Here is a 22,608-nt window from a genome sequence, read left to right as displayed (position 1 = left end):
GCCGTAATTAATAAAAAAGCCTTGCCCGAATGTCAGCCGGGCAAGGCTTTTTGATCACCGCGGGCGAGCCGCCGCTAATAGAGGTTGGGCTCCATCTCCAGCTCGACACTGAAACGCTCGGCGATATCGCGCTGGATCCGCTGCGCCAGTTCCAGCAACTGCAAGCCGCTAGCACCGCCATAGTTGACCAGCACCAGCGACTGCAACCGATGAACCCCAGCATCGGCTTCGCGAAAGCCCTTCCAGCCCGCCTGCTCGATCAGCCAGCCGGCCGCCAGCTTGACCTGCCCGTCGGCCTGGGGATAACCCACCAGCCCCGGGTACGCCAGCTTGATCTGCGCGGCCAGTGCTGCCGATACCACCGGGTTCTTGAAGAAGCTGCCGGCATTGCCGAGCACTGCCGGATCCGGGAGCTTCTCGCTGCGGATGCTGCAGATCGCCCGGCTGACATCGCTGGCCGTCGGCTGCTCGATGCCCTGCTCGCTCAGGCGCTGGCGCACCGGACCGTACTCGAGGTGCAGATGGTCGACGCGATTCAAGGCAAAGCGCACCCGCAGGATCAGCCAGCGGCCCGCCTGATGCTTGAACAGGCTGTCGCGGTAAGCGAACTGGCACTGCGCCAGGTCGAAATCCCGCAGCTCGCCGGTCTGCCGATCGAGGGCGGTCAAGCCGGCGAACACGTCCTTGATCTCCACTCCGTAGGCGCCGATGTTCTGCATCGGTGCGGCGCCGACAGTGCCGGGAATCAGGCTCAGGTTCTCCAGCCCGGACAGGCCCTGCTCCAGGGTCCACTGGACGAAGGGATGCCAGGTTTCCCCAGCCTCGGCTTCGACTACCACTCGCTGTCCGTCATCACTGAGCAGGCGAATGCCGCGGCTGGCCATGCGCAGCACCAGGGCCTGGATATCCGCGGTCAGCAGCAAATTGCTGCCACCGCCGATCACCAGCAGCGGCAACTGGTGCTGGGCGCAATAGGCCAGGGCCTCGTGCACCTCGTCGTCGCTGTGGGCCTGGGCGAACCACTTCGCCTTGACCTCGACCCCAAAGCTGTTGAACGGCTTGAGGGAAACATCGGGCTCGATGTGCAGGGTCATAGCCGTCCCCGCAATTCGCTCACCAGCCGGTCACAGGCGTCTTCAATCAGGTCCAGCACCTGCTCGAAGCCCTGCTCGCCGTCGTAGTAAGGGTCCGGCACTTCATCCAGGGCCGCCTCGTAGCGACGCAGGAACAGATCCAGCTCAGCCTTGCCACGAGCCGGTTGCAAGGCCTTGAGGTGGCGCAGGTTGCTCTGATCCATGGCGAAGATCAGGTCATAGGCCGCGAAGTCGGCGCTACTGACCTGCTGCGCCCGTTGCGCGGAAAGGTCGTAGCCGCGGCGCAAGGCAGCCTGCTGGCTGCGCTTGTCCGGGGCCTTGCCGATGTGCCAGTCGCTGGTGCCAGCCGAAGCGACCTGCACCTGGTCACCCAGGCCAGCCTCGTGCAACTTGCGGCGCAGCACGCCTTCGGCGGTGGGCGAGCGACAGATATTGCCCAGGCAGACGAACAGAACCCGCATCAAGCCTCCAGCAGGCGCCGAACGCGCTCAAGGTCTTCGGCGGTATCAACGCCGGTAGGCGGTGCTTCCACGGCCTCGCCCACGTGGATGCGCACGCCGTGCCACAGGGCCCGCAACTGCTCCAGGGATTCCGTGTTCTCCAGCCAGCACGGGCCCCAGCTGACGAAGTCATGGAGGAAACCGGCACGGTAGGCGTAGATGCCGATGTGACGGCGATAAGGCACGCCTTCCGGCAACTGCTCACGGCTCTGGGCGAAGGCATCCCGGGCCCAGGGCAAGGTGGCACGGCTGAAGGTCAGGGCCAGGCCGTTGAGGTCGCTGACCACCTTGACCACGTTGGGGTTGAACAGGGTCTGCACATCCTCGATCGGCTCGGCCAGGGTGGCCATGCGCGCTTCGGTATGGGCCGCCAGGTTGGCCGCCACCTGATTGATCACCGACGGCGGGATCAACGGCTCGTCGCCTTGCACGTTGACCACGATCGCGTCCGCGGCCAGGCCCAGCTGGGCGGCGACTTCCGCCAGCCGGTCGGTGCCGGAGTTGTGGTCTTCCCGAGTCAGCAGCGCTTCGGCACCAAAGCCCTGGCAGGCTTCGACGATGCGCGGGTCATCGGTGGCCACCACGACCCGCTCGGCACTGCTCTTGCGCGCCTGCTCCCAGACCCACTGGATCATCGGCTTGCCGGCGATCAGTTGCAGCGGTTTGCCCGGCAGGCGGGTGGAGGCATAACGCGCCGGGATGACAACGGTAAAGGCGTTGCTCATTTGTCCAGACGCTCTTCGGTGGTCAGGGTGCGCGCCTCGCTTTCCAGCATCACCGGGATGCCGTCGCGAATCGGGTAGGCCAGGCCAGCGCCCTTGCTGATCAGCTCGGTCTTGTCGGCGCTGAGTTTGAGGGGACCTTTGCAGATCGGGCAGGCGAGGATGTCGAGCAGTTTGGTGTCCATGAGGAGTCCCTGGATAAAAGCGAATTAAGGCAACAGACGATCAGGCAGCAGGCGCATCAACTGGGTATCGAACCAGGCGACAAAGGCCGGCGAAGGCTGTGCATCGACCGCCAGGTACCACCAGTCGTCCGCAGCGAAGGCCCGACACTTGACCGCATCTTTCTCGGTCATCACCAGCGGCAGCGATGGGGTAAAGGCCAACGCCTGCGCACTGTATTGAGCGTGATCGGCAAATGCATGGGGAACAGGCCGCCAGTGTAGCGTTTCGAGGGTGTCGAAGAAACGCTGCGGGTTGCCGATGCCGGCCACCGCATGCAGCGCCTGACCGGAGGCAAAGTGCGCTACCGGACGACGCTCGCCACTGCGCAGGTTGACCAGCGCCGAAGGCTTGAGGTGAAAGGCAAAACCGTCGTCACGGTCGTCGAGGGCGCCGTTGTAGAGCACTGCGTCGACGCTTTGCAAACGCTCGGCCGGCTCGCGCAGAGGCCCGGCCGGCAGGCAGCGGCGATTACCCAGGCCACGGGCTGCATCGATCAGCACCAGCTCCAGATCACGGGCCAGGCGGTAATGCTGCAGGCCGTCGTCGGAAAGGATCAGGTCCAGCGGTTCAGCGGCCAGCAGGGCCTGCACCGCGCGGCTGCGATCCGGGTCGATCATCAGCGGCACGCCGCAGCGCTGAACGATCAGCAGCGGCTCATCGCCGGCCACTTCGGCAGAGTCCTCGGCACTGACGCGCCAGGGCAGGTGCGCCGGCTTGGCGCCGTAGCCGCGGCTGACCACCCCGACCCGCAGCCCGAGGCGCTGGCAATGTTGCACCAACCACAGGATCAACGGCGTCTTGCCGGTGCCACCGACGGTGATGTTGCCCACCACGATCAGCGGCACCGGGGGCTGATAGATCGCCCCCTCGCCCGCGAGAAAACGCTGGCGCTTGCTCATCACTACCCGGCGATACAGGTATTCCAGAGGCTGCAGCAGTTGCAGCGCGGGATGGCCGTTGTACCAGGCGGCGAGCAGGCGATCGGAAAGTGCCATCAGGGTGCCGGGTCCGCCTCGACGGTGGTCATGCGCAGGTGGCTGAAGCCGAGCTTGCCGGCCGCATCCATGGCAGTGATCACCGCTTGATGTTGAGTCTTGCCGTCGGCGCTGATGGACAGCGGCAGGTGGGTGTCGCCCGCCGATTCCTTCTGCAGGGCCTCGATCAGGCTCGCCAGGTCGCTCTTGGGCAGGACCTGGTTGTTCACCGAGAACACCCCGTCGGCGCTGATGGCGATGTCCAGTTGCTTGACCTGCTGATCCTCGGCCGGCGAGCCACTGACCGCTTCCGGCAGGTCGACCCGCAACTCGGTTTCCCGGGTGAAGGTGGTGGTGACGACGAAGAACAGCAGCAGGATGAACACCACGTCGATCAGTGACGCCAGGTTGATGTCCACGGTTTCCCGGGGCTTGCGACGGAATTTCACGCTTTGCCCTCGGCCAGGTCGACATCGCGGTCACCCTGGATCACTTCCACCAGCTTGATCGCCTCCTGTTCCATGCCGACCACCAACTCGTCAACCCGGCGTTGCAGGAAGCGGTGGAAGAACACCGAAGGAATGCCCACCATCAGGCCGGCAGCCGTGGTGATCAGGGCCTTGGAAATACCGCCCGCAAGGATGTGCGCGTTGGTGGTCATGCCCGAGCCCATGAACGAACTGAAGATGTCGATCATGCCCAGCACCGTGCCCAGCAGGCCCAGCAGCGGCGCCATGGCGGCGATGGTGCCAAGGGCGTTGAGGTAGCGCTCCAGCTCATGGATAACCCGGGCCGCGGCTTCTTCGATGCATTCCTTCATGATCTCGCGACCATGCTTGGAGTTGGCCAGGCCCGCCGCCAGAATCTCGCCCAGGGGCGAGTCGGCGCGCAGTTCCTTGAGCTTTTCCTTGTTCAGCTGTTTGTCCTTGATCCAGCGCCAGACCTGCCCCAGCAGGTGAGGCGGGGTAACGCGGCTGGCGCGCAGGGTCCACAAACGTTCGGCAATGATGCCCACCGCAGCGATGGAGCTCAGAATGATCGGCAACATCATCCAGCCGCCGGATTTGACCAATTCCCACACAGTGACAGCCCCCTCAAAAAAGTGCGCCACTCTAACATAGGGGCCGGACGCACCGAAGACCGTGATGTCGCATGCTCACAGGCTTTAATAACTCACGGTTATTTAAGGGCTTGCAGGCGGCTCACGCCAGAATCGCCGCTGCCCGCGCAGGCTTTGCACCGTCCCGAAAGCCCCCAGTTGCACCTTCAGCGCACCGTGTTCGGCGCTGTCATAAACCGCCATGTTCAGCCGCTGGTAACGTGCCAGCACCTGGGGATGAGGGTGGCCAAAGGCATTGCCCCGCCCACGGGAAATCAGCACCGCGCTGGGCGCCAGCCGTTGCAGCAAGGCCATCGACGAAGAGGTGCGGCTGCCGTGATGGGGCGCCTGCAGCCAGTGCGTTCGCACCGCCAGCGGGCTGTCGAGCAAGGCCCGTTCGGCGCGGGCGTCGATATCCCCGGTGAGCAGCAGGCGCTCGCCGGCAGCCTCGACCTGAAGCACGCAAGAGGCCTGGTTGCCATCCGTGGCCGCCGCCCATTGCCACTGGCGAAAGCGCACGCCATTCCAGGTCCAGCTCAGCCCACTTGCGCAGGGCCCGGCTTGCAGCGCTGCGGGCAACGCATCAGGCTCGCCACTGCGCACCTCGGCCACCGGCAACCCGCGCTGCACCGCCAGGGCCCCACCGGCGTGATCGTTGTCGGCATGGCTGAGCAACATCAGGTCCAGGCGACGGATGCCAAGCCGGTGCAAGGTCGGCAGCACCACCCGTTCTCCCAGGTCGAACTCGGCGGTCCGCGCTCCCGCGTCATACAGCATGGCGTGATCACGGGTACGCAGGACGAATGACAAACCCTGGCCGACATCCAGTTGCCAGACCTCCACCTCACCCTCCGGCACGCGGGTTTGTGGCGGCCAGACCACCAGCAGCAACAGAGGCCAACCCAGGACCCGCATCGGCATGCCCGCGGGCAACAGCAGCAACAGGCAGCCCAGGCCGCTCATGCCCCACAGCCAAGGGGATACCTGCGGCGCCAGCCACGCTGGCCACCCAACGGCAATCACCGCCAGCAAGCGAAACAGCCCGTCCAGCAGCCCGCCTGCCAACCACAGCAAGCCCTCCCCCACATGTGGCACGGGTAGCAGCAGGCTGCCGAGCAAGGCAGGCGGTAGCACCAGAAAGCTGACCCAGGGCACCGCCAACAGATTGGCCAGTGGCCCACTGAGGCTGACGGGCAAGCCCAGGGCCAGCAGCGGCGGCAACAGGCCAATGGCAATCAGCCATTGGGCCCGGGTCCAGCCCTGCCACCAGCGCCACGCCCCGAGGCGCCCGGCAAAGGTCAAGATCAGGATCGCCACCGCCGCAAACGACAGCCAGAACCCGGGCTGCAGGCTGGCCAGGGGCTCGGCCAGCAACACGGTGTTCAGAGCCAGCAACAAGGGCCACCAGGCCCGTAGAAAACGAAAGCGCAGGCGCCAGAACAGCACCAGCGCAACCATCACACAGGCCCGTTGCACCGGGACGTCGAACCCCGCCAGCAGGCCGTAGCCCAGCGCCCCGAGCCAGGCCAGGGCACAGGCCCAGGGTAACCATGGCAGGCGTGCAGGCCAGGCACCGTAGCGGGCCAGGCCGGCCACCGTGAAATAGATCAGCCCAGCCAACAAGCTGATGTGCTGCCCGGATATCACCATCAGGTGGACAGTGCCGGTGTCCTGCAACAGCTGCCAGTCTTGCCGCTTCAGGCCCGAACCGTCCCCCATCACCAAGGCCGCCAGCCCTGCGCCGCGGCCATGCGCCTCGACCTCCAGCAAGCGCTGGCGCAGCCCTTCGCGCCATGCCTGGCGAGACGGCGCCAGCCGCTCCCCGGCCTTGACCGTACCGGTCGCGCCAATGCGCCGCGCCAGCAGCCAGGCCGGGTAATCGAACCCCTGGATATTCAACAACCCCGCTGGCCGGCGAAGCGTGACCGCCAACCGCCAGCGCTCGCCGCTCTTGAGCGCCGGGCCATCGCGCCAGGCCAGGCGCATGCGCCGTGGCAGGCGCTCACGACGGGCCTGGGCATCTTCCAGCTCAAAGCGCACGACACCCGCGCCCTGCTCCGGCAAGCCGCTTACCCGCCCCTCCAGCCAGCGGGTCTGCGCGTCCAGGCGAGGGGCCAGGCGATCATCCAGGGCCGACTGTGCGGACACACAGGCCCAGCAGAAACCAAAGAGGAAAAATGCCACCGGATGTGTACGAAACGGCAACAGCATCAAGGCCAGTATCGCCATCGACAGCAGCAGCCAGCCGGGTGGCAAGGCCGGCAGAAAACCCAGCGCCAGCAGCCCCGCAGCCAGCGCCAGCATTGCGCTACGCATCAGCCTGCCCATCCTTGGAAGTTCATACCCTTGGCTTAGCCGAGGATCAGCGGTGCGGCTTTATCATTTGTCACAATGTCTGAATTTTCGCCGACTAGAATCCGGTCATAATCGTCGCCTGTCCCGACCGAGAAGCCTTATGCCCCGGCGCTTATTCAAACGTTACATGCCTGATCCGACCAGCATCCGGGAACACAAATCCTTACGCTTTCTCGGCACCTTGCTGCATGACGCCAACCTCTGGCACCTCAATCGGCACTCGGTGGCCCGAGCCATGGCCATCGGTCTGTTCGCCGCCTTTATTCCGATCCCGATGCAGATGCTGCTGGCGGCGGTACTGGCCATCTGGTTGCGCGGCAACATGCCCATCAGCGTCAGCCTGGTCTGGCTGACCAACCCGATCACCATGCCTCCGGTGTTCTTCTGCACCTACCAACTGGGGGCCTGGTTGATGAATGTGCCGCCGCGCGCACTGCCCGACGAATTGACCTGGGAATGGATCAGCGGCCAGCTGGCCACCCTGTGGCAGCCCTTCCTGCTCGGTTCGGTGGTGGCGGGGTTGGTGCTGGGCGCCACCGCCTACTGCCTGACCATGCTCTATTGGCGCTGGTGGGTCGCTCGCCAGTGGTCCCGGCGTAAGCTGCAACGGAGGTGACCAACGAAAACGGCCTCCCGAGGGAGGCCGTTTTCATTACGCACTAAAGGCTTCTACTGACGCATGCCGCGCCCACTCACCAGCAGCCGCACACAACCGATGTACAGCACCAGCGTGGCCACCAGCATGAAGGTAATGGCGATGCTGATCTTGATATCCGAAACCCCGAGGATGCCGAAACGGAAGGCATTGACCATATGCAGCACCGGGTTGGCCAGCGACACCGTCTGCCAGAACGGCGGCAGCAGGTTGATCGAGTAGAACACCCCGCCCAGGTAGGTCAGAGGCGTCAGCACGAACGTCGGGATGATCGAGATATCGTCGAAGTTGCGCGCGAACACCGCGTTGATGAAGCCCAGCAGCGAAAAGATCGTCGCGGTCAGCACCACCACCAGCACCGTCACCCCGAGGTGATGCACCTGCAGCGTGGTGAAGAACAGCGACAGCAGGGTCACGATGATCCCCACCATCAGGCCCCGCAGGACGCCGCCCAAGGTGTAGCCGATGAGAATGGTGTGGGGCGACAGCGGTGACACCATCAACTCCTCGATCGAGCGCTGGAACTTGCTGCCGAAGAAGCTCGACACCACGTTGCCGTAGGAGTTGGTGATCACCGACATCATGATCAGCCCCGGGACGATGTACTCCATGTAGGTGAAGCCACCCATGTCGCCGATCTGCCGGCCAATCAGGTTACCGAAGATGACGAAGTACAGAACCATGGTGATGGCCGGGGGCAGCAGGGTCTGCGGCCAGATCCGGGTGAAGCGCCGGACCTCGCGATAGACGATGGTGTTGAGCGCCACCAGGTTGGCTTTGAACTCCGAACTCATACCGCCACCTTCGACAGATTTTTCTCCACCAGGGACACGAACAACTCCTCAAGTCGGTTGGTTTTGTTACGCAGGCTCAGCACCTCGATGTTCTGCAGGGCCAACTGGCCGAACAGCGCGGTGATGCCCACGGCCTTGTCCACCTGGACTTCCAGGGTGTGGCTGTCCACCAGTCGGGTCGGGTAACCGGCCAGTTGCGGCGCCACGCTCAGGTCGTTTTTCAGGTCGAGGAGGAAGGTTTCCACATGCAGCTGGCCGAGCAGCTGACGCATGCTGGTGTTCTCGACAATGGTGCCGTGATCGATGATGCCGATGTTGCGGCACAGCTGTTCAGCCTCTTCCAGGTAGTGCGTGGTGAGGATGATGGTGATGCCTTTCTGGTTGAGCTCGGTGAGGAAGCTCCACATCGACCGGCGCAGCTCGATGTCGACCCCGGCGGTGGGTTCGTCGAGGATCAGCAGGCGCGGCTCGTGCACCAGCGCTCGGGCGATCATCAGGCGCCGCTTCATGCCCCCGGACAGCGAGCGCGAAGGCACATCGCGCTTGTCCCACAGGCCAAGCTGGGTCAGGTACTGTTCGGCGCGCTGCTTGGCGATCTTCGCCGGAATGCCGTAGTAGCCCGCCTGGGTCACCACGATGTCGAAGGTCTTCTCGAACTGGTTGAAGTTGAATTCCTGCGGCACCACGCCAATGCAGCGCTTGAGCGCCGCCGGCTCTCGATCCAGGTCGTGGCCGAAGACATTCACCGTGCCGCTGGTCTTGTTCACCAGGGTCGAGAGAATGCCGATGGTGGTGGATTTACCGGCCCCGTTAGGGCCGAGCAGGGCAAAAAAATCACCTTCGGCGACGTCCAGATCGATACCACTCAGGGCCTGGAAACCGTTGCCGTAGGTTTTGGTTAGCTGCCGGATGGACAGAGCGGAACTCATATCGGATTCATGCACCAAGAAGGGGGAATTTTATAAGTAAGGGCGGCCCGGCCGGATTGCAACGACGCTGGACGCCCGCCATGTTGCGTGCCGGCGTCGTGCAAGTACAGTCACGCATATCGATAGTGGTTATTAAGTCAACGCGGTCATCACCGCCCGGCGATAGGCCGGACGCTGTTTCAAGCGTTCATACCAGGCGTGCAGATGGGGCATCGCAGGGCGCTCGATGGGCATCTCGAACCAGGCGTAGATGAAACTCCCCAGGGGAATATCCCCCACGCCGATTTCCGGCCCGGACAGGTAAGGCTGGTCGGCCAGCGCCTGATCGACCCGAGCCAGCAGTTCGGCGCAGGTGGCCTTGGCGGCATTGATCTGCGCCCAGTCCTGCTGCTCGGTCGGGGTGCGCAACACGCCCCAGAACAGATGCCGGAAAGGCTCGGCAAAGGTCGAGGTGGTCCAGTCCATCCACTTCTCGGCACTGGCCCGGGCCTGCACATCGGCCGGGTACCAATGGGTGTTGGCGGCATGTCGGGCCGCCAGGTAACGGACGATGGTGTTGGATTCCCAGAGCACGAAATCGCCGTCTTCAATCAAAGGGATGCGGCCATTGGGGTTCAGCGCCCGGTATGCCGGGGTATCCACCACGCCAAAGGCGCCACCGGCGTCCAGGGACTCATAAGCGAGCCCCAACTCCTCCGCGCACCACAGTGCCTTCCTGACGTTCGACGAGTTCTTGCGACCCCAGATCTTCAGCATGACCATCCCTCAGTAATGAATGCCGGGGCAGTCTACGCCGGATCAGCGGCGACTCAAATCGCCGTGCGTGTCAGCCGGCAGCCCGGTTTGCTGCGCATGAAACAGATGCGGATAGGACTTTTCCAAATGGGCAAAGAAGAAGGCTTCCGGCACGTCGGCAAACTGCCCGTGGTCCACCAGGTATTCCATCGACTGTTCGCCCTGGCGATTGAACGGCTGGAACACGCTGTCCTCCAGGCCGTTGAAATCCAGGGGCGCCACATCGAACAATTCGCACAATTGCCGGTTGAACGCTGGCGTGGCCTTGACCCAACGCCCCTGCAGATGGAACTCGGTGTAGCCGTGCATGGCGAACACATCGCTGCGCAGCAGCTCCAGCAGCCTGGGGGTGGATAGATGATTGCGCACGTCGGCCAGGCCGATGCGCGCCGGAATCCCGCAGTGCCGGGCGCAGCCGGCGAGCAAGGTGGCCTTGGGCACGCAGTAGCTCTCGCCGGCGGCCAGGGCGTGGCTGCCGCGCAAGGTCAGGGGATCACGACTGAAGCTATAGAAGTTGTAGCGCACGGCTTCACGTACCGCGTAATACAGGCTGACAGCTTGCTGCAGAGGATCGCGGCTGGCACCGCGATGAGTTTCGGCGAACTCCACCACCGCCGGGTGGTCACTATCGATGAAGCGGCTGGGACGCAGGTACTCGTGCATGGGCATGACCTCCGAGAGGAAGCCTGAGTCTATCGAGGCGTCCAGCCCAGTGATAACGACATATTGGCCAAAGATCATGGCCTCACCGATCAACCGGGCCTGGCCCTCACCACAAAGACTTGCGCTGCATCCGCACGGCCCTGATCACCCGCACCGGCGAAGGCCGACTACGCTCTGAGGGTGGTTTCACCCCTGGCTTCATGGAGGATTGAATATGCTGTTGTTGTGGATACTGGTTCTGGTGCTCGGCATCGCCTACCTGGCTCACCGGCGCACCGCCCCCCTGCCCGCCCTGAGCGTGGTCGCCATCTACCTGCTGGCCATGGGGGCCTTCAGCCGCGCGCCCGGCTGGCTGCTGCTGGTTTTCTGGGTGCTGCTAGCGGCGGTTGCCGCGCCCCTGCTGCTGCCCGACCTGCGGCGCAAATACTTCAGCGCACCGCTGTTCAGCTGGTTCCAGAAGGTCTTGCCGCCGATGTCCCAGACCGAGCGCGATGCCATCGATGCCGGCACCGTCTGGTGGGACGGCGAACTGTTCAGCGGCCGTCCGGACTGGAACACCTTGCTGGCCTACCCCAAGGCGCAACTGACCGAGGAAGAACAGGCGTTCATCGACGGCCCCACCGAGGAACTCTGCGCCATGGTCAGCGACTGGCAGATAGGCCAGCACATGGACCTGCCCGCCGAGGCCTGGGCCCACATCAAGGAGCACGGTTTCTTCGCCCTGATCATTCCCAAGGAGTTCGGCGGCAAGGGTTTCTCCGCCTATGCCCACTCCCAGGTGGCGATGAAGCTCGCCACCCGCAGCGGCGACCTGGCCTCCACCGTGATGGTGCCCAACTCCCTCGGCCCGGCGGAACTGCTGCTGCACTACGGCACCGACGAGCAGCGCAATCACTACCTGCCGCGCCTGGCCCGCGGCGATGACATCCCCTGCTTCGCCCTCACCGGCCCCCTGGCCGGCTCCGACGCCGGCGCCATGCCCGACACCGGTGTGGTCTGCAAAGGCCAATGGGAAGGCAAGGAAACCCTCGGCCTGCGCCTGAACTGGGAAAAGCGCTACATCACCCTCGGCCCGGTCGCCACCCTGCTTGGCCTGGCGTTCAAGGCACACGACCCGGACCATCTGCTGGGCGAGCAGGAAGACCTGGGCATCAGCCTCGCGCTGATCCCGACCGATACCCCCGGCGTGGAAATCGGGCGCCGCCACCTGCCCCTGGGCGCCGCCTTCATGAACGGCCCGAACTCCGGCAAGGACGTGTTCATCCCCCTGGACTTCCTCATCGGCGGCCAGGAAATGCTCGGCAAGGGCTGGATGATGCTGATGAACTGCCTGTCGGTGGGCCGTTCGATTTCCCTGCCAGCCGTCGGCACCGGCGCCGCCAAGTTCACCAGCCTGGTGACCGGCCAGTACACCCAGGTGCGGGAACAGTTCAACGTGCCCCTCGCGGCCTTCGAGGGCATCCAGGAAGCCCTGGCCCGCATCGGTGGCAATGCCTGGCTGATGGACAGTGCGCGCATGCTCACCGCCAATGCCGTGGACCTGGGGGAAAAACCCTCGGTGCTGTCGGCGATCCTCAAGTACCACCTCACCGAGCGCGGCCGCGAGTGCATCAGCCACGCCATGGACGTGCACGGCGGCAAGGGCATCATCATGGGGCCCAACAACTACCTGGGTCGCAGTTGGCAAGGCGCCCCGATCTTCATCACCGTGGAAGGCGCCAACATCCTTTCGCGCAACCTGATGATCTTCGGCCAGGGGGCCATCCGCTGCCATCCGTTCGTACTCCAGGAAATGGCCCTGGCCGGCCGTGAAGACCACGGCCAGGCCCTGCAGGAATTCGACGCCCTGCTGCTCAAGCACATAGGTTTTGCCGTGAGCAACGCGGCCAGCACCCTGGTCCTGAACCTCGGCCTGGGCCACTTCGAGCAGGCTCCGGGAGACAAGCTCAGCCAGGGCTATTTCCGCGCCCTGAACCGCCAGGCCGCCGCCTTTGCCCTGCTGGCGGACTTCTCCATGATGCTGCTGGGTGGCGAGCTCAAGCGCCGCGAACGGCTGTCGGCGCGCCTGGGGGATGTCCTCAGTCATCTGTACCTGGGGTCGGCAGCGCTCAAGCGCTACCACGACCTGGACTCCCCGGAATACCTGCGGCCGCTGCTGACCTGGGCCCTGGAGGAAAGCCTCGGGCATGCCGAACGGGCCCTGGATGAATTGCTCAGCAACTTCCCCAACCGCGTCTTCGGCTGCCTGCTGCGGGCGCTGGTGTTCCCCTTCGGCCGTCGCCATACCGGGCCATCGGACCGGCTGGATGCCGAAGTGGCAGCCATCATCGGTCGCGCCCAGGGCGATCCGGCGCTGGAAGCGGTGCTCGCCGGCTGCTATCGCCCGCAATCCACAGACGATCCGGTGGGCGCCCTGCAACACGCCAGTAACCTGCTGAGTGCCGTGCATCCGCTGCACAAGAAGCTCCACGAAGCGCTGAAAAGCGGCCAGGTGAAGCCGGCTGCCGGTGAGTCGGCCATCGATGCGGCGCTGGAGGCTGGCGTGCTGCAAGCGGCTGAAGCACAAAGCCTGCACGAGGCTGAAGCGGCGCGGCGCAACGTCATCGACGTGGATGATTTCGCCAAGGAAGAACTGACCCTGAGCGAGGGCAAGACCCGCTAGACGACCGCCCTCGGGGCAGGTCGATTATGAAACCGGGCGCGGGAGCTATATACTCCCGCGCCCGTTTTGCTCTTGAGGACCCTGTCATGTCCAACATCGTCGCCGATCATCTCGTCCTGCTGGACCACCTGCGCAGCATCCTGGTCGCCGTAGGTGAAGCCGAACAGGTGCCCGAGGAAAGCCACGCGCTGTTCCTGGAGCGTTTCGACGAACTGCGCGCCTCGCTGCCGATCGATCCGATCGAAAGCCAGTACCTGGGCCAGGACCTGCTGTGCCAGATCATGCAGCGCTACCCGCAGATCGCCCACCTGGTGCCGCGCGACCTGCTGTGGTTCTTCGCCGGTGACTGCCTGCACTACATGCCCGATGAAGAAATCGACCTGTATCAGGCCCTGGAAGAGCGGCGCTTCGAAGCCGAGCAGAACGATGAGCCGTTCGACTGGAACCAGGAAAAGCAGCTGCTGGCGCTTTCCGCCCAGGACAGCAAGCACTGATCGCTGCGCCCGCCGCAGCCATGGCCCGCACGGTTCGCCCGGCGGGCTTTTTTTATGCGCGCCTTTTCGCTGCCTGTTGCCGGCGCAATCGCTCTGGCGGCCTCATTCGCCGGCAAGCCCGCGCCTACAGGGGACGCTCCACTTTGCCCGGGCGGTTGAGGGTCGGCTCCTTGGCCAGGCACTCCACCAGGTAGTCGATGAACACTCGCAGCTTGGGCGGCAGGTAGCGGGTCGGCGAGTGCAGCAGCCAGGCGCCACCGTGATAGGAGGCCAGGAAGGTCCATTCCGGCAGCACCTGGACGATCAACCCCTGCTCCAGGGCATGGCGCGCGGTGAAATACGGCAGGCTGCCGATTCCCAGGTGTTGCAGCACCGCATCCAGGCGCACCCCGGTGTGGTTGGCCGCGTAACGCCCACGCACCCCGACCGTCACCGCCTTGCTGCCCTGGGTGAACTTCCAGCGCGCATCGCTGGGGGTCTCCCCCAGATAGATACAGCTGTGCTGACGCAAGTCCTGGGGGTGGACCGGCGTACCGTGTTCCGCCAGGTACTGGGGGGTGGCGCAGAGCAGATGATCGATGCGCAGCAACTGCCGGCCAACCAGCCCGGGCGGCGGTCGATCGGTAATGCGGATCGCCAGGTCGACGTTGTCATCGATCAGGTCGACATCGCGGTCTTCGTGCAGCAGTTCGACATCGACCTGCGGATAGCGCCGCAAGAATTCCGGCATGTGCGGATGCACCACGAAACGCCCCACCGCCTTGGGCACGCTGACCCGCACCACGCCTTCGGCCTCATGAGTGAACTGGCCGCTGATCTCCATCACCGACCGGGCCGCGCTGACCATTTCACTGCAACGCTTGAAGACTTCCTCGCCACCGTCGCTCAATCGCAACTTGCGTGTGGTGCGCTGCAACAGGCGCGTGGCCAGGGCCTTCTCCAGACGCGAGATGCTGCGGCTCACCGCCGAAGGCGACGAACCCAGCTGGCGCGCCGCTTCGGAAAAGCTACCGGTCTCCACGACCCTGACGAAGATGGCCATTTCTGCCAGCAAAGGCAGGGGTAGATTTATGCTCATGACGCAATAGTCCATTGAGTTTCGAACGGATTATCACGCAATTACCCAGGCCGCATAATAAAAAAACACTGAATTCCAGGGTAAGAGAAATGACGCTGCGCCTGTATTACGACAACGCCCCACTACAGACCTCGGTCGAGGTCCTGAGCTGCATTGCCCACGAGCAGCAGTTCGCGGTCACCCTCAACGCCACGCCCTTTCACCCCCAGGGCGGCGGCCAACCCAGCGATATCGGCTGGATCGGCTCATCAGAAGTTCTGCGAGTGGCTCAGGAAGGCGAGCAGATCGTGCATTACCTAACCCAGCCCGTGGAGCCCGGGGTTGTGGAGGCCCGGGTCGATGAAGCCACTCGCCTGTTCAACAGTCGCATGCATTCCGCCGGGCACCTGATCGGCCACTTCGTGCAAAGCCAGGGCTGGATGCCGACCAAGGCCCATCATTGGCCGGGCGAAGGACGGGTGTCGTTCAAACCGGCGGAACAGCCCCGGGAGATCGACTGCGCCAGCGTGCAGGAGGCAATTGCGCAATGGATAGCGGCAGACCTTGAACGCAACACTTCGACGGTGGACAGCTTGCGCCAGATCAGCTTTGGCCATTTGCCGGCCTATGGCTGCGGCGGTACCCACGTCCCCCATCTGCGGCAGTTGGGCGCGGTACTGATCACCGCGGTCTCGCTCAAGAAAGGCACCCTAACGGTCAGCTACGACCTCGACTGAAAACGCCCTGTCCCTCAAACACCCTGATTTGCGGAGCCCGCATGCTGTCCAATTATCTCGGCGAGTTTCTCGCCCTGGCCCTGGTTCACTTTCTCGCGGTGGTCGCCCCCGGGCCGGACTTCGCCGTGACCATCCGCCAAAGCGTACGCTTCGGCCGCACGACCGGGGTCTGCACCGCGCTGGGCATCGGTGCCGGCATCTCGGTGCATGTGCTCTACACCCTGCTGGGCGTGGGCGCGCTGATGCACGCCACGCCCTGGTTGCTGAGCGCGGCCAAACTGCTGGGGGGCGCCTACATTCTCTACCTGGGCATCAGCCTGCTGCGCAGCAAGGCCAAGACCAGCATTCCCGGCGATGCGCCCACCGACGAGCCGCAACAGACCTTGCTGCGAGCCTTTACCACCGGCTTCCTGACCAACGCCACCAACCCCAAGGCGACTCTGTTTTTCCTGGCGATCTTCACCACCCTGGTCAGTGCCACCACCCCACTGGGCATCCAGGCCCTGTATGGCGCCTGGATGTGCCTGGTGAATGCGCTGTGGTTCGTTATCGTCGCGCTGTTTTTCTCCAGCACCCGGGTGCGTTTGCTGTTCATGCGCCTGGGGCACTGGTTCGAGCGCTGCATGGGGCTGATCCTGGTGCTGTTTGCCGGTCGGCTGTTGCTGTCGCTGTAGACCCGCCAACGACAATGGCCCGCACAGGTGAACTGGCGGGCTTTTGGGGCTTGGCGATACCGGCGGCCTTGAATCGCAGACAAACAAAAACGCCGCTCATTGAGCGGCGTTCTTGTGAATTTGGAGCGGGAAACGAGACTCGAACTCGCGACCCCGACCTTGGCAAGGTCGTGCTCTACCAACTGAGCTATTCCCGCAAATGGCGTCCCCTAGGGGACTCGAACCCCTGTTACCGCCGTGAAAGGGCGGTGTCCTAGGCCACTAGACGAAGGGGACACGCTACCCGGAACACATGGTGTGTGTTTCGGTGTCCAGCTCCGCATCCGAAGACTTGGTGCTGGTTTCACTCGGCTTCGCCCGAAAGCGCTGCCGTTTAAAATTGGAGCGGGAAACGAGACTCGAACTCGCGACCCCGACCTTGGCAAGGTCGTGCTCTACCAACTGAGCTATTCCCGCAAATGGCGTCCCCTAGGGGACTCGAACCCCTGTTACCGCCGTGAAAGGGCGGTGTCCTAGGCCACTAGACGAAGGGGACACGCTACCCGGAACACATGGTGTGTGTTTCGGTGTCCAGCCCCGCATCCGAAGACTTGGTGCTGGTTTCACTCGGCTTCGCCCGAAAGCGCCGCCGTTTAAAATTGGAGCGGGAAACGAGACTCGAACTCGCGACCCCGACCTTGGCAAGGTCGTGCTCTACCAACTGAGCTATTCCCGCATTGGCGTCCCCTAGGGGACTCGAACCCCTGTTACCGCCGTGAAAGGGCGGTGTCCTAGGCCACTAGACGAAGGGGACACGCTACAACATTCACTTCCTTCAACGTTTTGCCAATTTGCTTTCCGTTGAAAGTGGCGCGCATTCTATGGATGCTTTGGGAGGTCGTCAACCCCCAGATATAATTTTATTTAAATCAATAACTTCGGAGCTGTTTCAGGCCTGCTTCAGGGTTTTCTGCCGTCCGTGCTTTGACGCCTATATTCTGGCACTCGACAAGGCGCTATAGTCCTCCGCAGCCGGTGATGGCAATTTGGACTCCTGGTTCTTCCACGGCAATTGCCACCTATATAAGCAGCACAATCCATGCCCGGCTCGTCGAGCGGCGCTATGCGTCTAAATGCCAAGCCACTACACTCGCACGCGAATCCTATAACGAGGTTTTAACGGTGACACCACTCATGATCACCCTGCTGGTAATAGCCGGGATCGCACTATTGATCGCCATTGGCTACATGAACCATGTGGTGGAAAACAACAAACTGGAAAAGGCCCGCACCAAGGTCGAACTCAATGATCGCCTGCGTCGTTGTGGCGAGATCACCGAAACCTTCCCCGGCCAGTTCATGTCGCCGGCCCTCAAGCTGCTGCTGACACGCCTGGAACTGAATGTCGTGCAGCGCATGCTCAACCTCGACAAGACCGACAGCGCTCTCAAGGGGCGCCTGGCCGAGCTCAACAAACTGGTGGGTCAGGGCGAATCGATTCCGGTGAACAACCCGCCGGCACCGATCCAGACCGAAGCCAAGGCCAAGGACGTGCGCTTCCTGCTGGAGGCCATGCACGGCCAGGTAACCCGCGCCGCCCATGATGGTTTCCTGCAACCCAACGAGGCCAAGCGCTGGATCAAGGAAATTCGCCACATCCTGGTGCTGCTGCACATCGAGTTTTTCAACAACCTCGGCCAATACGCCCTGCAGCAGAACCAACCGGGCCAGGCACGCCTGGCGTTCGAACGTGGCGTGCAATACCTGCGCAAGCAGCAGGACCCTGCGGTCTACAAGGAACAGCTGGAGTACCTGGACAAGCTCCTGGCCCGGGCCAACGCCATGGTGCTGTCGACCCTGGAACCTGCGCCAGACGAGGACAACCAGTTGACCCAAGGCCTGAAGACCGTGGAAGCCGACGCCGACTGGAAGAAGAAAGCCATCTACGACTGACAGAAAAAACCCTTGCCCGGAACACCCGGGCAAGGGTTCGACAACGCCGCGCCCTCCTCGCCGCTACAGGCGGAAATGCCCCACCATCCCCTTCAGCTCCACGCCCAGTTGCGCCAGCTCGATGCTCGACGCGGCGTTGCCCTGCATCGCCAGGGAAGACTGATCGGCACTGGCGCGAATGCTGGTGACACTGCGGTTGATCTCTTCGGCCACGGAGCTCTGCTGCTCGGCCGCCGCGGCGATCTGCTGGTTCATCTGTTGAATCAATGACACCGCCGCGGCAATGCTGCCCAGGGCGCTCTCCGTCTGTAGCGCATCGCTGACCGCCAGCTTCACCAACTCGCCACTGCTCTGGATCTGCTGCACCGAAGCGTCGGCAGCAGCATGCAGCGCCGTCACCAGCCGGGCGATCTCTTCGGTGGACTGTTGCGTACGCTTGGCCAGGGCCCGCACTTCATCGGCCACTACCGCGAACCCCCGGCCCTGCTCACCGGCCCTGGCGGCTTCGATGGCCGCATTGAGGGCCAGCAGATTGGTCTGCTCGGCCACGCTCTTGATCACATCCAACACGCTGCCGATGTTGTCGATCTCCGCGCTCAGGCTCTCGATACCGCCGCTCGCACGGCTTGCGGAATCCGCCAGTTGCTCGATCCGCTGCATGCTCTGGCGTACCACCTGCTGGCCGCTTTCGACCTTGTCGTCCGCCGCCTGGGCCGCCTGGGCCGCTTCCTCGGCATTGCGCGCCACATCGTGCACGGTGGCCGTCATCTGGTTCATGGCCGTGGCCACTTGTTCGGTTTCTTCCTTCTGGTTGCTGACTTCCAGGTTGGTCTGCTCGGTGACCGAGGACAGCGACTGAGCGGAACTGGCCAGTTGCTCGATCCCCGCCTGCAGGCCACTGACGATGCCGCTCAGGCCGCTGCCCATCTGCTGCATGGCCTGCATCAACTGGCCAATCTCGTCGCGCCGGGTGACGGCAACGCTCGCGGTCAGATCGCCGGCGGCGATCTGCTGGGCCACATGCATCACGCTGCGCAACGGACGGACGATCAGCCGGGTGATGCTCAAGGACGCCAGCAGCCCCACCAGCAAGGCCAGAGCCGAGGAGCCGATGATCAACAGCGAGTTCTTGTGCAGATCGTGCTGCATCGACTGGTCCTGAGCCAGATAGGCTTGGTCGACCCGCGCCATTACCTGCGCGGCGCGCTCATGCAGCTTTTGATAGACCTGCTTCTCCTGGGCCAGCAGGCCGGTGTATTCGTTGAGCTTTTCACCGAAGTTCGCGATGTGCCCCGACACCTCGTTGAGCACCGTCTGGTAGCCCGCATCCTTGACCGTGGCTTTCAATTGCTCGGCCTGGGCCAGGGCCTGGTCGGCCTGCTCGATCTTGCCCTGTTCGGCGACCTCCTGGTCGCCGCCCTTGCGATTCTGGTCCAGACGCACCCGAGCCTCATTCATGGCCTGCAGCATCAAGCGCGAGACCTGACTGATCTGGTTGGCCTGCTCGATGAACTCCGCGCCCTCCTTGCCCTGGGACTCCTTGAGCGTATAGGCACCGTCATCCGCCAACCCGGCCTGCAGCACATCCAGGTTATTGGCCACGCTGGACACCGACCAACTGGCCATTTCCAGGGCCAGGTCCTTGGCCTGGGTCAGCTCGACGAACTCGTCGAAGGCCTTGCGGTAGTCCGCCAGCGCCACTTCGACATCGCCCATCGCCATCTGGTTGGCCGCCGACTGACCCTTGAGCTGCTGAGCCAGGGCCAGCAGGCCGTCCAGGCTCTCGTGCAGGCTGTCCACGGTCTTGCTGTCGCCATGCAACGCGTAGTCCTGCTCCAGCAGCCGCACCTTGAGCACGCCGCTGTTGAGCTGGGACATCTGTTTGAGGCCATCGAAGCGCTGGCTGATGGTCTGCAGGGACCAGACACCGATTCCGGCCACCAGCGCCGTCAGGAGCAACACCAGGGCGAACCCGATACTCAGTTTCTTTGCCATGCCCAGGTTGGCAAAACGTCCACTTGCGGCCGAAGTCATGGTGCGCAGTCCCCTTCCAATCCCCAATGGCAATAGGGCCATCTTGTCTTGACGAAGGGTCGCAACGGCGTGCACCGGCGCACAAGTCTCTGACGTCGGAATAATGGCAAAAAGCTACGCAGAGGTCGTTTTCAGGACGCTGGAGGTCGATTCCACTCGCCTCCAGCCATCCCCCCTCCCCCGGCGCCCGCCGGGCTCAGATCGCCGTGGCGCCACCGTCGACCGCCAACGCATGGCCGGTGGTAAAGGCGGCACCATCGCTGCACAGGTAGAGCACCGCGCTGGCGATCTCCTCGACCTTGCCGATGCGCCCCACCGGGTGCATGGCCGCGGCGAACTCGGCCTTCTTCGGGTCTGCCTCGTAGGCACGGCGGAACATGTCGGTATCGATCACCGCCGGGCATACCGCGTTCACGCGGATTTTCTTCTTCGCATACTCGATCGCCGCCGACTTGGTCAGGCCGATCACCGCATGCTTGGACGCCGCATAGATGCTCATCTTCGGCGCCGCGCCCAGGCCCGCCACCGAGGCCGTGTTGACGATCGCCCCGCCGCCCTGGGCCAGCAGCAGCGGCAACTGGTACTTCATGCACAACCAGACGCCTTTGACGTTGACTCCCATGATGGCGTCGAATTCGTCCATCGAGCCCTCGGCCAGACGGCCTTTCTCGATCTCGATCCCGGCGTTGTTGAAGGCATAGTCCAGGCGGCCATAGGCCTCGATGGTGCGGGCCATGAGGTTCTGCACATCGGCCTCCCGGGTGACGTTGCAGGGCACGAACAGCGCCTCGCCGCCGGCCTCGCGGATCAGCGCCACCGTACCCTCGCCCCCGGCCGCGTCGAGGTCCGCCACCACCACCTTCAAACCTTGTGCGGCGAACGCCTGGGCGGTCGCCCGGCCAATGCCATTGGCCGCACCGGTCACCAGGGCCACCTGGCCGGAAAACGTCATGCCCATTGCAAAGATCCTCGATCAAGTTCGGGTCAGCTATCCGGGCCAATCTAGCCACAGCCGGCGCGGCTGGCGTCAGCATTATCAGAAGCCCGGTTGGACGCTTATGCATCCGGGTGATGAACCTGCCCTGGCCTTTATCAAGACAATGGATTGCCCCCCATTCGCTGGACCGGCAAACCTTGCGGTAGCAGGCCCAAGGGTCTATCAACTAAGGCTTCATTCACCCCTTGAGTGCCTGCCATGACCGCCCTGACCAATCGCCAGTTCCTGCTCGCCAAACGCCCCGTCGGCCCGGCCACCCGCGACACCTTCACTTACCAGCAGGTGGCGGTAGGCGAGCCCGCCGCCGGGCAGATTCTGGTGAAGAATGAATACCTGTCCCTGGACCCGGCCATGCGCGGCTGGATGAACGAGGGCAAATCCTATATTCCGCCGGTGGCCATCGGCGAAGTCATGCGCGCCCTGGGCGTGGGCCAGGTGATCGCCTCCAGCAACCCCGGCTTCGCGGTGGGCGACTACGTCAATGGCGCGCTGGGCGTGCAGGACTATTTCCTCGGCGAGCCCCGGGGTTTCTACAAGGTCGACCCCAAGCTGGCACCGCTGCCGCGCTACCTGTCGGCGCTGGGCATGACTGGCATGACCGCCTACTTCGCCCTGCTGGATGTCGGCGCGCCCAAGGCCGGCGACACCGTGGTGCTGTCCGGCGCCGCTGGAGCGGTGGGCAGCATTGCCGGGCAGATCGCCAAGCTCAAGGGCTGCCGCGTGGTGGGGATTGCCGGTGGCCAGGACAAGTGCAAGTTCCTCATCGACGAACTGGGCTTTGACGGCGCCATCGACTACAAGAGCGAGGATGTCCAGGCCGGGCTCAAGCGCGAATGCCCGAAAGGCGTCGACGTGTATTTCGACAACGTCGGCGGCGACATCCTCGATGCCGTGCTCAGCCGCCTGAACTTCAAGGCGCGGGTGGTGATCTGCGGCGCCATCAGCCAATACAACAACAAGGAAGCGGTCAAGGGGCCGGCCAACTACCTGTCGCTACTGGTCAACCGGGCGCGCATGGAGGGTTTCGTGGTCATGGACTACGCCGCGCAGTTCGCCGAAGCCGGGCGGGAAATGGCCGGCTGGATGGCCACGGGGCAGCTCAAGAGCAAGGAGGATATTGTTGAGGGCCTGGAGACCTTCCCGGAAACGCTGGGCAAGCTGTTCAGCGGCGAGAACTTCGGCAAGCTGGTACTGAAAGTCTGAACCTGCTGGAGCC

The 22,608-nt window shown here is 63.8% G+C and carries 22 protein-coding genes, 6 tRNA genes and 1 pseudogene; 7 read left to right on the top strand and 22 right to left on the bottom strand.

Annotation, left to right across the window (positions count from 1 at the left end):
* Positions 1-74: 74 nt before the first annotated feature.
* The 8 genes from murB to LXM55_RS15970 all read right to left on the bottom strand — a co-directional run bounded on the left by murB (position 75) and on the right by LXM55_RS15970 (position 6,930).
* A complete protein-coding gene (murB, locus tag LXM55_RS16005) occupies positions 75-1,094 on the bottom strand; it encodes a UDP-N-acetylmuramate dehydrogenase (protein ID WP_233321274.1) in 1,020 nt (339 codons plus the stop codon).
* Positions 1,091-1,555, bottom strand: a complete 465-nt coding sequence (locus LXM55_RS16000) for a low molecular weight protein-tyrosine-phosphatase (protein WP_233321273.1) — start codon at positions 1,553-1,555, stop codon at positions 1,091-1,093. Before LXM55_RS16000 ends, murB begins: the two co-directional genes overlap by 4 nt.
* A complete protein-coding gene (kdsB, locus tag LXM55_RS15995) occupies positions 1,555-2,319 on the bottom strand; it encodes a 3-deoxy-manno-octulosonate cytidylyltransferase (protein ID WP_233321272.1) in 765 nt (254 codons plus the stop codon). Before kdsB ends, LXM55_RS16000 begins: the two co-directional genes overlap by 1 nt.
* Entirely contained in the window at positions 2,316-2,501 is a 186-nt protein-coding gene (locus LXM55_RS15990) for a Trm112 family protein (RefSeq protein ID WP_011060103.1), read from the bottom strand. Before LXM55_RS15990 ends, kdsB begins: the two co-directional genes overlap by 4 nt.
* A 24-nt stretch (positions 2,502-2,525) precedes the next feature.
* A complete protein-coding gene (gene lpxK, locus LXM55_RS15985) occupies positions 2,526-3,536 on the bottom strand; it encodes a tetraacyldisaccharide 4'-kinase (RefSeq protein ID WP_233321271.1) in 1,011 nt (336 codons plus the stop codon).
* The gene (locus tag LXM55_RS15980) at positions 3,536-3,964 is read right to left on the bottom strand and encodes an ExbD/TolR family protein (protein WP_233321270.1); all 429 of its coding nucleotides are present in this window, start codon (positions 3,962-3,964) and stop codon (positions 3,536-3,538) included. Before LXM55_RS15980 ends, lpxK begins: the two co-directional genes overlap by 1 nt.
* Positions 3,961-4,596 carry a MotA/TolQ/ExbB proton channel family protein gene (locus tag LXM55_RS15975; RefSeq protein WP_011060100.1) on the bottom strand — a complete coding sequence of 212 codons (636 nt, stop codon included), beginning with the start codon at positions 4,594-4,596 and terminating at the stop codon, positions 3,961-3,963. Before LXM55_RS15975 ends, LXM55_RS15980 begins: the two co-directional genes overlap by 4 nt.
* Positions 4,597-4,698: 102 nt before the next feature.
* Positions 4,699-6,930 carry a DNA internalization-related competence protein ComEC/Rec2 gene (locus tag LXM55_RS15970; RefSeq protein ID WP_233321269.1) on the bottom strand — a complete coding sequence of 744 codons (2,232 nt, stop codon included), beginning with the start codon at positions 6,928-6,930 and terminating at the stop codon, positions 4,699-4,701.
* 139 nt (positions 6,931-7,069) lie between these two features.
* On the opposite strand from LXM55_RS15970, the gene LXM55_RS15965 reads away from it, so the two are divergent.
* Entirely contained in the window at positions 7,070-7,585 is a 516-nt protein-coding gene (locus LXM55_RS15965; RefSeq protein ID WP_233321268.1) for a DUF2062 domain-containing protein, read from the top strand.
* A 53-nt stretch (positions 7,586-7,638) separates the two neighbouring features.
* On the opposite strand, the gene LXM55_RS15960 is transcribed toward LXM55_RS15965, so the two are convergent.
* The 4 genes from LXM55_RS15960 to LXM55_RS15945 form a co-directional block, all read right to left on the bottom strand.
* Positions 7,639-8,418, bottom strand: a complete 780-nt coding sequence (locus LXM55_RS15960; protein ID WP_233321267.1) for an ABC transporter permease — start codon at positions 8,416-8,418, stop codon at positions 7,639-7,641.
* On the bottom strand, positions 8,415-9,347 hold the full coding sequence (locus LXM55_RS15955; RefSeq protein ID WP_233321266.1) for an ABC transporter ATP-binding protein: 933 nt from the start codon (positions 9,345-9,347) through the stop codon (positions 8,415-8,417). The genes LXM55_RS15960 and LXM55_RS15955 overlap by 4 nt, the downstream gene beginning before the upstream one ends.
* A 132-nt stretch (positions 9,348-9,479) precedes the next feature.
* Positions 9,480-10,103: a glutathione S-transferase family protein gene (locus LXM55_RS15950; protein ID WP_233321265.1), complete on the bottom strand. Its 624-nt coding sequence runs from the start codon at positions 10,101-10,103 to the stop codon at positions 9,480-9,482.
* Positions 10,104-10,145: 42 nt separating this feature from the next.
* Positions 10,146-10,805 carry a transglutaminase-like domain-containing protein gene (locus LXM55_RS15945; protein WP_233321264.1) on the bottom strand — a complete coding sequence of 220 codons (660 nt, stop codon included), beginning with the start codon at positions 10,803-10,805 and terminating at the stop codon, positions 10,146-10,148.
* Positions 10,806-11,019: 214 nt separating this feature from the next.
* On the opposite strand from LXM55_RS15945, the gene LXM55_RS15940 reads away from it, so the two are divergent.
* Positions 11,020-13,467, top strand: coding sequence for an acyl-CoA dehydrogenase (locus tag LXM55_RS15940; RefSeq protein ID WP_233321263.1), 2,448 nt, complete (start codon positions 11,020-11,022; stop codon positions 13,465-13,467).
* Between the two features lie 86 nt (positions 13,468-13,553).
* The gene (locus LXM55_RS15935; protein ID WP_011060092.1) at positions 13,554-13,961 is read left to right on the top strand and encodes a PA2817 family protein; all 408 of its coding nucleotides are present in this window, start codon (positions 13,554-13,556) and stop codon (positions 13,959-13,961) included.
* Positions 13,962-14,085: 124 nt separating this feature from the next.
* Here LXM55_RS15935 and LXM55_RS15930 read toward each other — a convergent pair whose 3' ends face one another.
* A complete protein-coding gene (locus LXM55_RS15930; protein WP_233321262.1) occupies positions 14,086-15,039 on the bottom strand; it encodes a LysR family transcriptional regulator in 954 nt (317 codons plus the stop codon).
* Positions 15,040-15,128: 89 nt separating this feature from the next.
* Between LXM55_RS15930 and LXM55_RS15925 the strand changes: the two genes are divergently transcribed.
* A complete protein-coding gene (locus LXM55_RS15925) occupies positions 15,129-15,755 on the top strand; it encodes an alanyl-tRNA editing protein (protein ID WP_233321261.1) in 627 nt (208 codons plus the stop codon).
* A 41-nt stretch (positions 15,756-15,796) separates the two neighbouring features.
* Entirely contained in the window at positions 15,797-16,429 is a 633-nt protein-coding gene (locus tag LXM55_RS15920) for a LysE family translocator (RefSeq protein WP_233321260.1), read from the top strand.
* Positions 16,430-16,550: 121 nt separating this feature from the next.
* On the opposite strand, the gene LXM55_RS15915 is transcribed toward LXM55_RS15920, so the two are convergent.
* The 6 genes from LXM55_RS15915 to LXM55_RS15890 form a co-directional block, all read right to left on the bottom strand.
* A tRNA-Gly gene (locus LXM55_RS15915) sits at positions 16,551-16,626 on the bottom strand.
* 3 nt (positions 16,627-16,629) lie between these two features.
* A tRNA-Glu gene (locus LXM55_RS15910) sits at positions 16,630-16,705 on the bottom strand.
* Between the two features lie 104 nt (positions 16,706-16,809).
* Positions 16,810-16,885: transfer RNA gene (locus tag LXM55_RS15905), tRNA-Gly, on the bottom strand.
* 3 nt (positions 16,886-16,888) lie between these two features.
* Positions 16,889-16,964 (bottom strand) — tRNA-Glu (locus tag LXM55_RS15900).
* Positions 16,965-17,068: 104 nt separating this feature from the next.
* Positions 17,069-17,144 (bottom strand) — tRNA-Gly (locus tag LXM55_RS15895).
* Positions 17,145-17,146: 2 nt separating this feature from the next.
* A tRNA-Glu gene (locus tag LXM55_RS15890) sits at positions 17,147-17,222 on the bottom strand.
* Between the two features lie 380 nt (positions 17,223-17,602).
* On the opposite strand from LXM55_RS15890, the gene LXM55_RS15885 reads away from it, so the two are divergent.
* Entirely contained in the window at positions 17,603-18,361 is a 759-nt protein-coding gene (locus LXM55_RS15885; protein ID WP_233321259.1) for a hypothetical protein, read from the top strand.
* Positions 18,362-18,424: 63 nt separating this feature from the next.
* Here LXM55_RS15885 and LXM55_RS32695 read toward each other — a convergent pair whose 3' ends face one another.
* From LXM55_RS32695 to LXM55_RS15875, 3 genes and pseudogenes are all read right to left on the bottom strand, one after another.
* Positions 18,425-19,129 (bottom strand): methyl-accepting chemotaxis protein, encoded by a 705-nt coding sequence (locus LXM55_RS32695; protein WP_442799764.1) that lies wholly within the window; start codon positions 19,127-19,129, stop codon positions 18,425-18,427.
* Positions 19,130-19,333: 204 nt separating this feature from the next.
* Positions 19,334-19,387 (bottom strand): annotated as a pseudogene (locus tag LXM55_RS32690) (hypothetical protein); the annotation flags it as partial.
* 1,204 nt (positions 19,388-20,591) lie between these two features.
* Entirely contained in the window at positions 20,592-21,353 is a 762-nt protein-coding gene (locus tag LXM55_RS15875) for an SDR family oxidoreductase (protein ID WP_233321257.1), read from the bottom strand.
* A 237-nt stretch (positions 21,354-21,590) separates the two neighbouring features.
* On the opposite strand from LXM55_RS15875, the gene LXM55_RS15870 reads away from it, so the two are divergent.
* Positions 21,591-22,595, top strand: a complete 1,005-nt coding sequence (locus LXM55_RS15870) for an NADP-dependent oxidoreductase (RefSeq protein ID WP_233321256.1) — start codon at positions 21,591-21,593, stop codon at positions 22,593-22,595.
* Positions 22,596-22,608: the final 13 nt, after the last annotated feature.

Origin of the sequence: Pseudomonas sp. Au-Pse12, from assembly GCF_021341665.1 — a bacterium.
In the GTDB taxonomy this organism is placed as follows: domain Bacteria; phylum Pseudomonadota; class Gammaproteobacteria; order Pseudomonadales; family Pseudomonadaceae; genus Aquipseudomonas.
This window is presented reverse-complemented; position numbering and strand designations above follow the sequence as displayed.